The sequence below is a fragment of the Sulfuriferula multivorans genome, assembly GCF_003851125.1.
GTDB lineage: Bacteria > Pseudomonadota > Gammaproteobacteria > Burkholderiales > Sulfuriferulaceae > Sulfuriferula > Sulfuriferula multivorans.
Genome location: NZ_BGOW01000019.1, coordinates 1 through 15,506, shown reverse-complemented (window position 1 = coordinate 15,506; position 15,506 = coordinate 1). Strand labels below are relative to the sequence as shown.

General features: G+C 55.8%; 17 protein-coding genes and 1 tRNA gene. 15 read left to right on the top strand and 3 right to left on the bottom strand.

All coding sequences use genetic code 11. From position 1 onward, the window contains the following. Positions 1-34: 34 nt before the first annotated feature. Both EI185_RS10975 and EI185_RS10970 read left to right on the top strand, forming a co-directional pair. Positions 35-110, top strand: a tRNA-Thr gene (locus EI185_RS10975). An 82-nt stretch (positions 111-192) separates the two neighbouring features. After that, complete coding sequence (locus tag EI185_RS10970) at positions 193-642, top strand: hypothetical protein (RefSeq protein WP_124705201.1); 450 nt, start codon at positions 193-195, stop codon at positions 640-642. A gap of 93 nt (positions 643-735) precedes the next feature. Here EI185_RS10970 and EI185_RS10965 read toward each other — a convergent pair whose 3' ends face one another. Further along, positions 736-1,227 (bottom strand): phosphatase PAP2 family protein, encoded by a 492-nt coding sequence (locus EI185_RS10965; protein WP_189836375.1) that lies wholly within the window; start codon positions 1,225-1,227, stop codon positions 736-738. Positions 1,228-1,325: 98 nt separating this feature from the next. After that, on the bottom strand, positions 1,326-1,883 hold the full coding sequence (locus EI185_RS10960; RefSeq protein ID WP_124705199.1) for a DUF4337 domain-containing protein: 558 nt from the start codon (positions 1,881-1,883) through the stop codon (positions 1,326-1,328). A 262-nt stretch (positions 1,884-2,145) separates the two neighbouring features. Between EI185_RS10960 and EI185_RS10955 the strand changes: the two genes are divergently transcribed. From EI185_RS10955 to EI185_RS10920, 8 genes are all read left to right on the top strand, one after another. Beyond that, positions 2,146-4,527, top strand: coding sequence for an EAL domain-containing protein (locus tag EI185_RS10955; protein WP_124705198.1), 2,382 nt, complete (start codon positions 2,146-2,148; stop codon positions 4,525-4,527). 72 nt (positions 4,528-4,599) lie between these two features. Then, entirely contained in the window at positions 4,600-4,941 is a 342-nt protein-coding gene (locus EI185_RS10950) for an HIRAN domain-containing protein (RefSeq protein ID WP_223247792.1), read from the top strand. Between the two features lie 23 nt (positions 4,942-4,964). Then, the gene (tsaB, locus tag EI185_RS10945) at positions 4,965-5,636 is read left to right on the top strand and encodes a tRNA (adenosine(37)-N6)-threonylcarbamoyltransferase complex dimerization subunit type 1 TsaB (protein WP_124705196.1); all 672 of its coding nucleotides are present in this window, start codon (positions 4,965-4,967) and stop codon (positions 5,634-5,636) included. Next, entirely contained in the window at positions 5,633-6,106 is a 474-nt protein-coding gene (gene rimI / locus EI185_RS10940; protein ID WP_124705195.1) for a ribosomal protein S18-alanine N-acetyltransferase, read from the top strand. Before tsaB ends, rimI begins: the two co-directional genes overlap by 4 nt. Next, positions 6,099-6,788 (top strand): uracil-DNA glycosylase, encoded by a 690-nt coding sequence (locus tag EI185_RS10935; RefSeq protein WP_124705194.1) that lies wholly within the window; start codon positions 6,099-6,101, stop codon positions 6,786-6,788. The genes rimI and EI185_RS10935 overlap by 8 nt, the downstream gene beginning before the upstream one ends. Positions 6,789-6,818: 30 nt before the next feature. Next, on the top strand, positions 6,819-7,433 hold the full coding sequence (locus tag EI185_RS10930; protein ID WP_124705193.1) for a LemA family protein: 615 nt from the start codon (positions 6,819-6,821) through the stop codon (positions 7,431-7,433). A gap of 7 nt (positions 7,434-7,440) precedes the next feature. Continuing rightward, positions 7,441-8,289, top strand: a complete 849-nt coding sequence (locus EI185_RS10925; protein ID WP_124705192.1) for a TPM domain-containing protein — start codon at positions 7,441-7,443, stop codon at positions 8,287-8,289. Position 8,290: 1 nt separating this feature from the next. Beyond that, on the top strand, positions 8,291-8,794 hold the full coding sequence (locus EI185_RS10920) for a TPM domain-containing protein (RefSeq protein ID WP_124705220.1): 504 nt from the start codon (positions 8,291-8,293) through the stop codon (positions 8,792-8,794). Between the two features lie 73 nt (positions 8,795-8,867). Here EI185_RS10920 and EI185_RS10915 read toward each other — a convergent pair whose 3' ends face one another. Continuing rightward, complete coding sequence (locus EI185_RS10915; RefSeq protein WP_124705191.1) at positions 8,868-9,191, bottom strand: hypothetical protein; 324 nt, start codon at positions 9,189-9,191, stop codon at positions 8,868-8,870. Positions 9,192-9,295: 104 nt separating this feature from the next. Between EI185_RS10915 and EI185_RS10910 the strand changes: the two genes are divergently transcribed. Genes EI185_RS10910 through EI185_RS10890 form a run of 5 tightly spaced genes read left to right on the top strand, consistent with a single transcriptional unit; the run spans position 9,296 to position 15,412 of the window. Next, positions 9,296-9,709, top strand: coding sequence for a hypothetical protein (locus EI185_RS10910; protein WP_124705190.1), 414 nt, complete (start codon positions 9,296-9,298; stop codon positions 9,707-9,709). After that, positions 9,706-10,557, top strand: a complete 852-nt coding sequence (locus tag EI185_RS10905) for a CbbQ/NirQ/NorQ/GpvN family protein (protein ID WP_124705189.1) — start codon at positions 9,706-9,708, stop codon at positions 10,555-10,557. The genes EI185_RS10910 and EI185_RS10905 overlap by 4 nt, the downstream gene beginning before the upstream one ends. A gap of 9 nt (positions 10,558-10,566) precedes the next feature. After that, positions 10,567-13,095 carry a nitric oxide reductase activation protein NorD gene (locus EI185_RS10900; protein WP_124705188.1) on the top strand — a complete coding sequence of 843 codons (2,529 nt, stop codon included), beginning with the start codon at positions 10,567-10,569 and terminating at the stop codon, positions 13,093-13,095. Further along, positions 13,092-14,267, top strand: coding sequence for an acetoin utilization protein AcuC (locus EI185_RS10895; protein ID WP_124705187.1), 1,176 nt, complete (start codon positions 13,092-13,094; stop codon positions 14,265-14,267). The genes EI185_RS10900 and EI185_RS10895 overlap by 4 nt, the downstream gene beginning before the upstream one ends. Beyond that, positions 14,264-15,412: an aldo/keto reductase gene (locus EI185_RS10890; protein ID WP_124705186.1), complete on the top strand. Its 1,149-nt coding sequence runs from the start codon at positions 14,264-14,266 to the stop codon at positions 15,410-15,412. The genes EI185_RS10895 and EI185_RS10890 overlap by 4 nt, the downstream gene beginning before the upstream one ends. Positions 15,413-15,506: the final 94 nt, after the last annotated feature.

Below are 15,506 nucleotides of genomic sequence, written 5' to 3'. Positions count from 1 at the left end.
CAATGGCGCCATACCCCCTATAATTCGCGCCTACGCCGGCATAGCTCAGTTGGTAGAGCAGTTGATTTGTAATCATCAGGTCAGGGGTTCGACTCCTCTTGCCGGCACCAGTTAAATTTAAAAATCATTAACTTGGTTTGTGTGATCCTACTGACTGAATCAGTGGAAAGACGGCAATTAAAAGGAGGTTGAATGAAACCGCTCTATTTTGTTCTGATTCCACTGCTTCTTGCTGGTTGTGCTGTGGTCAACGAGGCGCCAGGCACCCCATCCCCTACCCAAGCGCAGCAATCTGCGATCATTCAGCAGCGTAATCGGGAACTCATGGTTTACGTGCAGCAAATCAACAACATTGTTGCGCACTCTGTTCGAGTGATACGCGTCGCGCAAGAGCAGCAGGCTATGAAAAAAGCCGGGCATCCAGTTCCCCTGGATACAGGCTGGTGCAGTGCAGTGGTTGCAATTAATGCTGACGGCACTCTCAAGCAGACCAACATCTCAGGTTGCGCATCAGATAACCTGGAAAAAGTGGAACTGGAGGCAATCAAGAGAGCCGCTCCTTTCCCGCCTATGGGTGGCCCTTTTAACGTTGTGGTACATACCTGGGCACCCGTGGCGACGCCTGGCGTAAATGGCAATTGAATCCATTGGTTGATGGCAGGTTTCAGCTTGATTTAATCAGCTGAAACCTGCTATAGGGCAAGACCTGGATCAAGCTTCCAGAATAGGGGTTGGCTATGTATTTTCGGCTTGTGCCTTGGCCGGAAACCATCGCTTCTGGATCCAGCGCAGCGAGCAGACAGTCAGGCAGGCAATCAAAGCACCGCCCAACACATCTACGGGGAAGTGTGCCCCCAAAGCGGGACGCGATACGCAAACCAGCAAGGCAAAACTCCACAATCCCCAACGCAATGGTCGTGCAGCCTGATAGGCCAGGCTGGTCGCCAGCAACACTGCAAAGGTGGCATGTCCGGAGGGAAAGCTGTGATGGAATTCAGGCCGTCCAACCACGTGCACCCATTGTTCGCCCAATGCCAGTAATGGACGCGGGAAGTCCAGCAAGGGTTTGATCTGCATTACGATCAATCCGGTAATCACATATCCAACACCGAATATCAGCACGTTATTTCTTGGCAACCAAAGTGGACGCCACGCGCTGAGTAGCAAGGCGAGAGCCATATAAAGCGGGTAGTTGGCGTGATCCCCGAGCGCTGTCATGGTCAGCATTAGCGCATCCCAATAGGGGCTATGAACTCCATTAATCCACATAAACATCAGGCGATTCAATCCGCCCCAGGCATATAGCGGGTTATCTGGCGATATGTTCACAGCATCGTCAATCCATAACCCCACAGACCAATACCGATGATTGCGCAGATGGATGCAATGCTCATCAGCCAGGCACGTTTGGTCAATGCAGTCACGGATGCCAGCGCAACGGCAATCTGGAACAGGATGAGTGCCAGCGACATTTTTTCATGCGGTGTGCTCAATAGTGCAGCTTCCGCATTGGCTTTGGCGGAGGCCTGTTCGTATTTATCCGCATCGGCCTTGATTCCGGTTTTTTGCGCTTTGTATTTGGTGATCTCGGATTCAAATCCACTGGTTTTGTCTGCGGGTGCCAAAGTTTTAGCAAGCTCCATCAGATGCATTTTTGTGCTCACCGCCTGATAGTAATTCCATTGATCGGTAGCATGCGCCTTCATCAATACGGCCTCGTTTTTTTGCAGCAGCACGTCATTCATCAAATGACTTCCCTGATAACTCAGAACGGCGCCCAGGGCTGCCAGGATCGCAGTGAATATGGCCACCCACTGGTCCAGGGAATTGGCTTCGTGACCATGATGTGCAGGATGGGGAATATGAATGCCTGTGTCGCTCATGATGAAAGTCCGGTTCTATTAAAGCAGGATGGGTGCGTATTCTGAATTGATTGGAACTTTGCATCAAGCAATTTGCGTCACCAAAATTTAAGTGTTGTTAACAGGTCAGCACGTAGCGCCTGGCTTGAGCATTAAAGGTTTCCGCATAAATTCCGATAAGTAATAGTGGCGAGGATGAAATCCTGGATTGTGATGGCAAGTGTAAGACTCAATCTTATTTTGCTGCCCACAGCCCATGATCAAATAAAATAAGGCTTTATCTATGAAAACAGCGATTAAGCTGTTCGCGCACAACTCCAAATACGCAATTGTTATCGGCTTTGGTCTGGTATTGCTGCTCATGGTCACAATTACGGTGATCGGACTGACGCGCATGCACTCAATCAATAAACAGATGGAGTCAATCGTCAGGGAACGCGATGCTAAAAGCGAACTGGTGATGAATCTGCGTTCCTTGTCACGGGAACGTGCTGTCACTATCTATAGCATGTTGCTGATGAAAGATCCGTTTCAACTGGATGCTGCGGTGCAGCACTTCAGCCAGCTTGCCAGCGAATTTATACTCACCCGGGATAAGCTGCTTCAGATGCAGCTCAATCCAGTGGAGCGTGCGACCTTGCAGGCTTCACAAGTAAAAACCAGAATTTCCACCCAATCCATGGAGAGGGTTGTCGAGCTGATTCAAGCTGGCAAGCTGACTGACGCGCAGGAGCTTCTGCAAACGCAGGCTATTCCGGCACAAAAAGATGTATTCGGGCTATTCAATGAATTAATCGAAATGCAACGGCGGTCAACACATGTGGCCGTTGATAGGGCTTCGCATGAATACAGGTCGTCCGTCTGGACGATCGGTATATTGGGGGCTGCCGCCTTCCTGCTGGGTGTTGGTATCATGATGCTGGTGGTGCGTAAGGCGATCCGTATCGAACGTGCGCTTTACCATGAAAAAGAACGCGCAGAAGTCACCTTGCATTCGATTGGCGATGCAGTAATTTCCACGGATATCGCCGGCAACGTGGATTATCTCAATCCCGTAGCGGAACAACTCACCGGTTGGCATGCTGATCAGGCGCGCGGTCTGCCTTTCCGGGAGATATGCAATACCATCGACGAAATATCCAGACAACCGTTGGATCATTCGATTGCGTCCCGCCAGATGGATGGCTGGATGGTTGGACTTAGCCGTAATGCTTTGTTGATCAGCAAGTCCGGCACGGAGTTTGCCATTGAATCTTCCATTACGCCGATTCGCAATCACACCGGCGATAACATAGGATTCGTGTCGGTATTTCACGATGTGACTACTACTCGCAGCATGGCACGACAGATCTCCTGGCAAGCCAGCCATGATTCACTCACCGGTCTTCCCAATCGACGCGAATTCGAACGTTGTCTGACGGATCTATTGAATAGTGCAAAGCAGACGGACACCCAACATATTTTGCTCTACATCGATCTGGATCAGTTCAAGCTGGTTAACGATACCAGCGGGCATGGTGCAGGTGACGAGTTGTTGCGGCAACTGGCGGCAATTATTCAGACCCATATCCGGGGACGCGATACGCTGGCTAGACTAGGTGGGGATGAATTTGGCGTACTGCTGGAAGAATGTCCAATAGACCAGGGTAGGCAGATCGCGGAAAAATTACGTCAGGCAATCGCCGAGTTTCGTTTCGTATGGGAAGGTAAAACTTTCGAGATCGGCGCAAGCATGGGTTTGGTAGAAGTGACTGCAAGTGCGGAGAACATGGCCTCGCTACTGAGCTCCGCTGATGCCGCCTGCTATATGGCCAAGGACAAAGGCCGCAACCGGATATGGGTACACCAGAAGGATAACGCCGAGTTGCTCCAGCGTCATGGCGAGATGCAATGGGTGGCGCGGATTACCCATGCTTTTGAAGAAAACCGTTTCTGTCTCTATTATCAAAGCATCGTCGCCGTACAGCCCAATCAATCGGGCAGGCAATACTGCGAAATCCTGTTGCGGCTGAAAGACGAATCAGGCCGGCTGGTGTCGCCGATGGCGTTCATCCCGGCTGCCGAACGTTATGGGATGATGCCGCTGATTGACCGCTGGGTAATCCGCTCCATGTTCAAGTGGCTGGTGGACAATCCGGGCAGCACAGAACAGCGCTGCTATGCCATCAATATTTCTGGCCAGTCTCTCGGTGACGAGCATTTTATCGAATTTGTGATTGATCAATTTCATGGCAGCGGTCTTCCTGCCGAGGCTATTTGCTTCGAAGTGACGGAAACTGCGGCAATTGCCAATCTGAGCCGGGCGATGCGTTTCATCAGCATTCTTAAAGGCCTGGGTTGCCGCTTCTCGCTGGATGACTTTGGCAGCGGCATGTCTTCTTTTGCGTATCTCAAGAATCTTCAGGTGGACAGCGTCAAAATAGACGGTGCCTTTGTCCGGGACATGGTGACTGATGCAGTGGATCATGCCATGGTGGAGGCTATCAACCGCATCGGTCACGTAATGGGCATTCAGACAGTAGCAGAATTTGTAGAGAACGATGCCATTCTGGAAAAGCTCAGGCTGCTCGGTGTGGATTATGCGCAAGGTTATGGCATTCACAAACCGGCGCCTTTGCAATTACTTTGCGATGACGTCAGGCTCACTGCGCATAGCGCTGCCTGATGGCGATTCGTTAGGCACAGCATGATCCGGACCGGCTGGACAGCACAGTGGGTGAAAGTGTTAGCTGCGTTAATGTTATCGCTGCCTGCCGCTGCCGAGGTTTCCGAACATATTCTGTTGCAGGCGTCGCCGCTGGCTGGTTTTCAGTACTACGGCGGCAAACAGGTGTGGGCAGAAATGCACGAAGGAGATGTGCTGGAACTGGTGCGCGAGCCGCAAAATGCCTATGACTCGCGCGCAGTGCGGGTGGAATGGCATGGCATCAAACTGGGTTATGTCCCGCGTCGCGACAACGAAGCGGTAGCTCGGCTGATGGATCGAGGTAACCGGCTGGAAGCACGCATCAGCCGTTTAAGTCCGAGCCGCAATCCCTGGCAGCGTATTTTGTTCGAAGTCTATCTGCCCATTCGTTAGCCAGCCTCCGCTATAATTGCCGGATGAGAATTCTGGCTTTTGATACATCCACCGAGTACTGTACGGCTGCGCTGTGGCTGGACGGCACGCTCACTTACCGCGAGATACACGCCGGGCAAACCCACTCTCAATTATTATTACCCATGTGTCAGGATCTGCTTGCAGAAGCGGATGTGAGTCTGGCACAGCTCGACGGCATAGCATTTGGTGCCGGGCCGGGGTCGTTCACCGGACTGCGGATTGCCTGTGCAGTGGCGCAGGGTCTGGCGTTCGGCGCGGATGTGCCGGTGTTGGGTGTGAGCACCTTGCTGGCGCTGGCCGAGGCGAGTGGTGCGGAACGGGTAATCGCCTGTCTGGATGCCCGCATGGGCGAGGTTTACCATGCTGTTTATCGACGCGAGGAGTGTGACTGGGTGACTGATTCCGAGCCGCAGTTATGTGCGCCACAACAGGTGCCCGCAATGGCGGGCTTGGACTGGTGTGGGTGCGGCAGTGGATTTAAAGCATACGCTGAGGTGCTGCAAGCACGTTATGCAGACGCGCTGGTCAATATCCGCCCGGAACTGTATCCGCACGCGCGCGAGATCGCTCATTTGGCCGCGCCGCACATCCAGGCAGGGCAGGGTATGGCAGCGGAACTGGCTGCGCCACTGTATATTCGCGACAAGGTCGCTTTGAAAATTTGCGAACGATGAGCTCATTGCTGCGCACTCAGCCATCTTTTCGCCCGATGCGGGACGATGACATCGACGTGGTAATAGCGATGGAGCATGTGGTTTATCCATTTCCATGGACGCGCGGCAATTTCCACGACTCGCTGCAATCCGGCTACAGTTGCTGGGTGTGCCAGCACAATCAGTTCATCGTGGGTTACGCTGTGCTGATGCTGGCAGCGGGGGAAGCCCATTTGTTGAATGTCACGATAGGGCTTGAGTGGCAGGGCCGGGGCTGGGGCCGGGCTTTCATGCAGTATTTGATAGAAGTTGCGCGCGATTATCACGCCGAGACCATGTACCTGGAAGTACGCCCCTCCAATACCGTGGCACGCCGTCTTTATCATAAGCTGGGATTCGAATATGTGGCGATGCGCAAAGCCTATTATCCTGCTCGCCAAGGTCGGGAAGATGCCGTGATCATGCTGCTGGATATGAAAAAACATGCGTGACATTGTGCTGCATGAACTGGAGCTTGCGCCACGCTGGAAGCTGCGGGATGCCGGGGTTGCCACGCACGCGTCGCCAGCTTCCGGCGGCGCTGCGGACATCAGTCAGATGGACTGGGAAATGCTCAGGCAAGCGGTAGCTAACTGTACTGCCTGTCCCTTGCATTTGACCCGTACTCAGGGCGTGCTGGGTGTAGGGGATGTTCATGCCGACTGGCTGTTCGTGGGAGAGGCGCCCGGCGCTGAAGAAGATGTCCAGGGCGAGCCTTTCGTCGGCGCCGCAGGCAAGCTGCTCGATGCCATGCTGGCGTCTATCCATCTGAAACGCGGCGCTAACGTATACATCGCCAACATACTGAAATCGCGGCCGCCTGGGAATCGTAACCCCAAGCCTGAGGAAATTGCCGCTTGCCTGCCTTATCTGGAGCGTCAGGTTCAATTGATCCAGCCGAAAATCATCGTTGCGCTCGGCCGTTTCGCTGCACACTCGCTACTGGCTACTGACGTCAGTATCAGTAGCCTGCGCGGGAAATTGCATCAGTACCAGGGTATTCCGATGATCGTGACGTATCATCCGGCGTATTTGCTGCGCAACTTGCCGGACAAGGCGCGCGCATGGGAAGACCTGTGTCTGGCGGTTGCAACGATGCAGGGCTTGTTAAAGCAACAGACCGCCACAATCTAGTTCAACGAATTCAATCAGGGAGAAACCGCAATGCGTAACTGGATGATGTCACTCATGCTGTTGCTGACGCTGAGCCTGAGCGGCTGCGGCTACAACACATTTCAGACCTCCGACGAACAGGTCAAGGCCAGCTGGGCTGAAGTACTCAATCAGTATCAGCGCCGCGCCGATCTGGTGCCCAATCTGGTCAATGTAGTAAAAGGCTATGCGGCTCACGAAAAAGATGTATTCACGCAAGTGACCGAGGCGCGCGCCCGCGTCGGACAGATTCAAGCCACGCCTGAGCTGATCAATGACCCTGCAGCCTTTGCCAAATTCCAGGCCGCACAACGCGACATGAGCAATTCTCTGGGGCGCCTGATGCTGGTTGCCGAAAATTACCCGCAGCTCAAGGCGGACGGTGTATTCCGTGATCTTCAAGCGCAACTGGAAGGTACCGAAAATCGCATCACCGTTGCGCGTAAACGTTATATCGATGCGGTGCAGGAATACAACAACACCGTACGGCGTTTCCCCAGCAATCTCACTGCCATGGTGATGGGCTACAAGGTTAAGCCCAGCTTTACTGTGGACAACGAGAAGGAAATTTCCAAAGCGCCCAAAGTCGATTTTGGCGCGCCCGCCGCACCGGCGCCGGCTCATTAGCCTCGATATGAAACGCTGCTTGGCCATACTGGCAGCCCTGCTGTGTATAGGGGCTGCTGGCCCGGTGCTGGCTGAGGTAGCGGTGCCTGCACTTAAGGCGCATGTCACCGATCTCACCAATACGCTTACTTCAGCTCAGGCAGCCAGCCTGGAGCAGCAATTGTCTGACTTTGAGAAACGCAAAGGCAGCCAGCTAGCTGTGCTGATCGTGCCCAGCACGGCACCCCAAGCGATCGAACAATACGGCATACGCGTGGCCGAGGCGTGGAAACTGGGGCGCAAGAGTGTGGATGACGGAGTGATTCTGCTGGTCGCCAAGAACGATCATGCTTTGCGCATCGAAGTGGGTTATGGCCTGGAGGGCGTGATTCCGGATGCGATTGCCAAACGCGTCATCGCCGAGACTATCGTGCCGCATTTTAAACAGGATGATTTCGCAGGCGGAATCCAGGCCGGGGTGGATCAGCTCATCAAGTTGATAAATGGAGAGCCGTTGCCACCGGTCAAAGCCAAAGCCCAAAACAGCAGCAGTGATCCACTCGGTATGCTATTCATCGCTGTCATAGGCGCCACTTTCATTGGCCAGGTGCTGCGTGCAATATTCGGGCGCTTTCTGGGTTCAGGCATGGCTGCGGCGGCTGTAGGAGGTCTGGGCTGGCTGGTGCTGGGCTCGGCGCTGATGGCGTCCCTGGCGGGTGTGCTGGTGTTCTTTGCGGTATTTTCCGGAATCAACCTGGGGCGCAGCGGCGGTTTTGGCGGCGGTGGATTCGGTGGCGGCGGGTTCGGCGGCGGCTCGGGTGGGTTCGGTGGCGGAGGCGGCGGCTTTGGTGGCGGCGGCGCGTCGGGGAGATGGTGAGATGAGCCTGATGCGCGTATTCAAACATCTTCTGCATTTTCCGTGGCGCGTGCATCTCGCCTTTCCCGCGCACACCATGCGTGCCATCGAGTCCGTTATACATGGCTCCGAGCAGCACCATTACGGTGAACTGCGCTTTGCCGTGGAAGGCGCGCTGGATATTGGCGAACTATGGCAAGGCATGTCTGCACGCGAGCGGGCTCTGAATGTTTTCTCCGATCTGCGCGTGTGGGATACGGAACACAATAATGGCGTGCTGATATATCTGCTGCTGGCTGACCACGATGTGGAGATTGTCGCCGACCGGGGTATTCACGGGCATATTGCTGCGGGCGAATGGGAGGCCGTTTGTCGCGCCATGGAAGCGCTGTTGCAGCAGGGCCAATATGAGGCGGCGGCGTTGCAGGGGGTGGCGGCAGTAGGGGATCTGCTACAACGGCATTATCCCGCGCAAGGCAGAAAGCGCAACGAACTGGATAATCGGCCGGTCGTGGTAAAACGCTAGCCTATAAACAAACAGCCCGCGATTTGCGGGCTGTTTGGAGTAGCGCTGACCTGAAAGTTTTACTGATCGAGGTTTAACCGATCCAGGCGTGTTCCATCACATCCAGGCGCAAGTCTTGCGTGAACTTTTCACCATTACCTTCCACCAACAAAGTCACCACGCGTACACCGGGGGTGGCGAATGAAATTTCATGAGTGTAGGTGCCTGGCGCATTGATGGTTTGCTCATTCAGCGGCTTGCCGGTCACATCCAGCAGTTTGCATTTGACCGCACCGCTGCCATCAACCAATGCCTGGATGCGGAAGTTCTCGTTGGCGCTGCGACGGTATACTTCCGGATCGCGGTTTGCGTTGTACTGCAGGTTGTTGACCTTGACGAGCTTGACCAGCTTTTTCATATCAGCATTCCATAATCTATTAAAGTTGAGTAAAATGATCGGGTATTGCGTATTTCACAATTCGCTAATTTTATTCTTAAACTCCTGACCGGTCTAGTAAGCAAATGGATCACACCGCATTGATACAAACATTCGAGCAGGTGGACGGACAAATCGTCGATCTGGAACGCATCCTCAACGAACGCGGCTCATTGCCTCTGCCGGAGACGGTCGAGCATGCGATGGCGCTGACCAAGCAGCTCATCATCGCTTATATCGCCGATGTGGGTGAGAAAACACTGCCAGATCAAGCGGATGATCTGCTTGACGTATTCAAGGCGCTGGTAAAAAGCGATCCATCTTGGAACACCATCCGCGACAACTGCCGCGAGCTGGTTTATTACCATAACTGCATAGCCATGGAACGCCTCGACGCCTTGCCGCAGAATCCGGAAAAAATGGCCGTGCGCACGCTGCGCCACCTGTATTTATTCATGAAAACGCGCTGCATGCGTGAAGACCGACTGGAGATGGCATGAAAGGTTTTTTGAACCGTTTGCGCGGGGTTGAGCGCGACATTATTCAGCAGCCGGTGGAAGATGAAGCTGGAGCACCCTATTACGAAGCGCAGGAAAATGAAGTCGAGATTTTCGAGGCCGCTTACAAAAAACGTCTGCCGGTGATGCTGAAAGGTCCCACCGGCTGCGGCAAGACGCGCTTTCTGGAATACATGGCATGGCGTCTGAAGCGCCCGCTGGTGACCGTATCCTGTCATGAAGACCTGACCAGTTCCGATCTGGTGGGCCGCTTTTTGCTCGAAGGTGAAGCCACCGTGTGGCAGGACGGCCCGCTCACGCGCGCGGTGAAAGCCGGAGCCATCTGTTACCTGGACGAGATTGTCGAGGCGCGCACCGACAGCACGGTGATCATCCATCCGCTCACCGACCACCGTCGCCAGTTGCCGCTGGAAAAGAAAGGCCAGGAAATCGAAGCGCACGAGGACTTCATGCTGGTGATTTCCTACAATCCCGGCTACCAGACCGTACTGAAAGATCTCAAGCCGTCCACCAAGCAACGTTTTATCGGTATCAATTTCGATTATCCGCGTGAAGAAATCGAACGCAAGATCATCCAGAACGAAGTGCCGGAACTCGACACAACCCAAGTCGAAAAACTGGTTGCTACGGGTCGCCGCGCCCGTACTCTGAAAGACCACGGACTGGAAGAGGCAACCTCTACGCGTGCGCTGGTGTACGCCGGCAACATGATGGTTGCCGGCATCGAGCCGGTGGAAGCATGCAAAGCCGCGCTGGTCAATCCGGTGACGGACGACCCGGAACTGGCCGAGGCACTGATGGAAATCATCAAGGCGCATTTTGCTGTTTGATTTGAGCAGATGACACAACCGGAAATTCTCGCCGCTATCCAGCAGGAGCTGGCTGATCTGGAGCAGATTAGCTTCGTGGCACACCGCGATACCAGGGAAGCGCTGGGCGCCATCCAGAGTCAAGGCGATGAAATCGCACTGGAATGGGTGCGTGCCTGCAAAGCCTTGTTTCAGCACGATCGTGATGCCGGCAAGGCTTTCATTCGCGGCAGCCGCGCCGTTCTGGACGCGAGCGGCGAGGTGCTGGCGTGGACGAATCAGGCGCTGTCGTTTCTGCAATGGCGCGGCTCCTGGAAAGCATTGGATGGATTCATGGGCCAACTGCCCGCTGCTTATCACATTCTAGGCAGTACAGGCGAAGCACGCTGGGCAGAACTGGGTATTGCCTGGTGCGGGCGTCATCTGGAATCGGGTGCGGCTTATTTCCGTTGCCCAGTTGTGGAACTGGCCGCTACGCACGGCATCGCCGGCGTGGAAGAATTGGTGTTGCCGGCAGAGGATCTGTTCAGCCAGCGTCGTCTGGCGCTTGCCACTTATCTTCCCGGCGCAATCCGGGTGCGCAATCTGCTCGGCGTGGAAGCGGTACAACCCTGGGCCAAGCGCGGCGCGGACATATTGCAGGCGGGGCGGCTGCGCGGCGAAGCATTCTTCAAGCTGGAATCGGAAGAAAGCATGGCCATGCTGCTGGAGAATCTGCCCGGTTTTCGTACGCCGGAGCACCAACGCTTATTACAACTGATTCTGTATGCCTGGTTTGGCGAGAATTTTGATCTGCTGGACGGTAACTGGTCGCCGGACAAGGGCCGTGCCTTCGTCGAGACTGACGGTGCGTCGCTGTATTTGCCCATTGCCTTGCCCAGCCGTGAGGAAGCCATCCTGGCGCTGTTGCATGCTGCCGGACACTTGGTCTTCTTTTCCTTCGAGCGACGCTATATCGAGGCGCTGTTCCATGAGGTCGGGCGCGAACATCCCCCACTCGATGCAGACAAGCGCATTACCTGGCGTCCTTTGTTTGCTGCCTTCGGCGAGGACATGATCCGCTTTCAGCTGATTTTCGACCTGTGTGAAGATTTGCGCGTGGACACGCGCATCAATGCGCGCGTGCCGAATTATCTCACGCGATTGCTGGCAGCTGCAGAGGCTGCAACGCTGCCTGCTGGCGCTGCCGCTGCGTATTTTGAACTGGCCAGGCAAACGCTGCGCTGGATTGCGTCAGATGCGCCGCAACAGGTTGAAATGGAATCATGGCGACCCCTTCTGAATGAATCGGCCACGATAGTTGACGCGTTCCGCATTGCCAATCTGCTCTATGCGGATACCAATTTGCCGCCGATGACGCTGGCCGAGCGCGAACATGCTTACCTGCCGGGCCGCTCACCCAATGCCGCACGTCCGGTTTACCCGCGCCGCGAGCTGGATCACGCCGAATTCGGCACCGGTACCGAAGATCAGGATGACGCGGTCAAGAATACCGAGATCAAGCCCAACCCGGAAAAACGGGAAATCCCCAAGCAGGCTGCCGGCGAAGACCCGGATTTCGACATTCCACCCGAGGAGACGACTGGCTCGGGCGGTCGCGTCGGCGTCGGCATCCCGCAACCTGCTCACGTGACCGGTCATGCCCGTGGCGCGGAATACAGCGAGAAGGGCAAACCCTACGCCGAATGGGATTACCGCGACGGACGCTACAAGCGCAACTGGGCATGGGTGCAGGAAAAAGAGTTGACCGAGCTGGATGCCAACGAGGCGACCAGGTTGCTCACGCAATATGCACCGGCACTGAAGCGCCTGAAGCGCGCCATTCAAACGCAGAAGCCGGCGCGCATGGCACCGCTGCGGCGCCAGTTCGACGGCGATGAACTGGATCTGGAAGCTGCCATTGGCTATATCGCCGAAAAGCGCGCCGGCATGTCGCCCAAGGCGAATATCTACCGGCAGAGAGTGATGCAGCACCGCGATACAGCGGTCACCCTGCTGGCTGATATCTCCACCTCGATCATGCAGTCCAGCGAAGGCGGCGGACGCGTGGTGGATCACATCCGTGCCGGCATGCTGCTGTTCGCCGAGAGCATGGAAGAGGTGGGCGATCCGTATAGTCTGGCCGGGTTTGCCTCGAAGTATCGCGACAATGTCAGTTATTACAGCATCAAGGGTTTCGATCAGCGCCTGACCCCGCATGCGCGCGCCGTGCTGGGTGGCTTGTCCGGACGGCTTGCCACGCGCATGGGTGCAGCCATCCGCCACGCAGTGAAAGGTTTCGACCGTGCGCCGTCCCAACGCCGTTTGTTGCTGATACTGTCCGATGGGCGCCCGGCGGACTACGACGACGGCGGTGACGAGCGTTATCTGCACGAGGACACGCGCATGGCGGTGAAAGAGGCGGTGGATGCGGGCGTACATCCGTTCTGCATTACCCTGGATGCTGCCGGCAGCCAGTACCTGCCACAAATTTTCGGGCCCGGGCATTACGTGGTGTTGGATCACATCAACGACCTGCCCAAAAAATTGCCGGAAATTTACCTGCGGTTGCGCAAATGAATCCCCTGCCTACCCGTAAAGCCAGCTTCATCGGCGCTGCCAAATACCGGCGCAAGACCTACGGCAGCAATCACCCGCTGGCGATCCCGCGCGTTTCGCTGACCTATGATCTGATCAATAGCTATGGTGCGCTCACCAGCGCGGAATTCGTGCAGGCGCGCAAAGCGGCGGATTTCGAACTGGAGTGGTTCCACACGCCCGAATATGTTTCCGCTTTCAAACGCGCCGAGGCGCTGGGCCGGGTCAGCAATCCGGTGCGCAAGCAGCACAATCTGGGTACGCTGGAAAATCCTTATTTCGAGCAGTTTTTCACCATCCCGGCCACTGCTACCGGGGCTTCCATACAGGCGGCGGAGGAGGTCATCCGCGGCCGCATCGGTTTCAATCCGGCGGGCGGCATGCATCATGCGCGTCCGGATCGGGCACTGGGATTCTGCTATTTCAACGATCCGGTGCTGGGCATTCTGCGGCTGCGCCGCGAGGGCTGGCGCGTACTCTATGTGGATATCGACGCCCACCATGGCGATGGGGTGGAAGCGGCATTCCTCGACGACCCGGAAGTGTTTACCTTGTCCCTGCACATGGATACCGGCTACGCCTACCCCTTCAGCGGCGGGCAACTGGCCGGCGCGGGCACGCCAGAATCCGGCTATACCAGCCTGAACGTACCGCTACCTCACAGTACGCATGATGCAGAATACCGCTTGTTATTTGATGCTGTTTGGCAACCTTTGCTGGACCAATTCAAACCTGACGCGATCGTGCTGCAGGCGGGCACCGACATGATCTTCGCTGATCCGCTGGGCAAGCTAGGGCTTTCCACACAATGTTTCCTGGAGACTGCCCGGACTATTCTGGAAACCGCCCCCTGCCACGCCGACGGTACCCCGCGCTTGCTGGTGACGGGCGGCGGCGGGTATCATCCGCTGGTGCTGGCGCGCGCCTGGACCGGGCTGTGGGCGCTGCTGTCCGGACGCGATCTGGCCGAAGCCATACCCGCTGCCGGAGCGCAGGCACTGCGTGCGGTGGGATGGGATATGGACGAAGACGAGGACTACTTCGAGCAGCTTTTCGTCTCCCGCCTGGACCGGCTCGAAAGCCGTCCGGTGCGCCCGGAAATTCATGCTTTGATCGAACAGATTCAGCAACATCCTTACCTGAAAAATACATGACCACATCTCTTATCCCGGGCCACTGCACCATGATGGCCAGCAAACAATATGTAGCCAGTTTCGGCAAGGATTGCGCAGAAGGTCATTACAGCGACTTTCTCAATGTCCACCTGCGCTTGTCTTCCATCGGTATCGGCACGTTTCCGGGTGCACCGACCGACGAGGTGGACGCGCAATACGCCGAAATCATTGCGCGAGCGCTGAGCAACGGCATCAACGTGGTGGATACGGGGGCTCATTATCGTTATGCGCGTTCCCCGGCGGCGGCGGGTGCAGGCATGAAAAAAGCGCTGGAGGCGGGGGTCAAACGCGAGCAGATGTTTCTGGTATCCAAAGGTGGCTTCCTGAGTTTTCGCGACGGCCCGCCGCCGGACCTGCAGGCCTGGTTCCACAGCGAGATCGTGGCGAAAGGCCTGGGGCGCGTGGAAGACCTCACCCAGGCACACTGCATCAGCCCGGAATACATCGGTTTCCAGCTGGAACTGTCACGCCGGTTGATGGGTGTGGAAACTCTCGACGCTTTCCTGATCGACCAGCCTGAAGTGCATATTCCGGTCATTGGCAAGGATCAGCTCAACCGCAAGCTGGAAAAAGTATTCATGGTGCTGGAGCAGGCGGTCAAGGACAAAAAGCTGCGTTATTACGGCATTTCAACCTTCAATGGTTTCCGCGCTGAAACCGACAATCCGCTGTTCCAGTCCATTACCTCCATGCAGGGCCACGCTGAAAAAGCCGCGCGTGCAATCTGGAAAGATGATCAGGCCAAACACCAGTTCAAGGTAGTGCAAATGCCGTTCAACCAGGTCATGCAGGAAGGCTTCACACGTTTCAGTCAGACTACCGGCCAAGGCAATGTCGGTTCAACCATCCAGGCCGCCCATCAGCTCGGTGTCTATCTTATGGCGAGTCACACGCTGTTCAAGGGGCATCTCGCCAGCCAGGCCATGGATGCTGTGACCCAGGCCATGCCCATGCTTGAGAATGACGCGCAGCGTGCCATACAATTCAACCGTTCCACGCCGGGAGTAGGCACTACGCTGGTAGGGGTCAGTACGCCAGTACACCTGGAAGACATCCTGGCAGTGGCGAAACTGCCGCCGCTGGAGAAAACGGCTTATCTGAAAATGTACGAGCGCACAGAATAGCGGGGGTATCCGCGATTTTGTGTAAACGGGAAATCGTTTAAAGCTGCGGCATGCGCTCATCGAACATGATCGTGAACCGATTTAACGCGGCCTT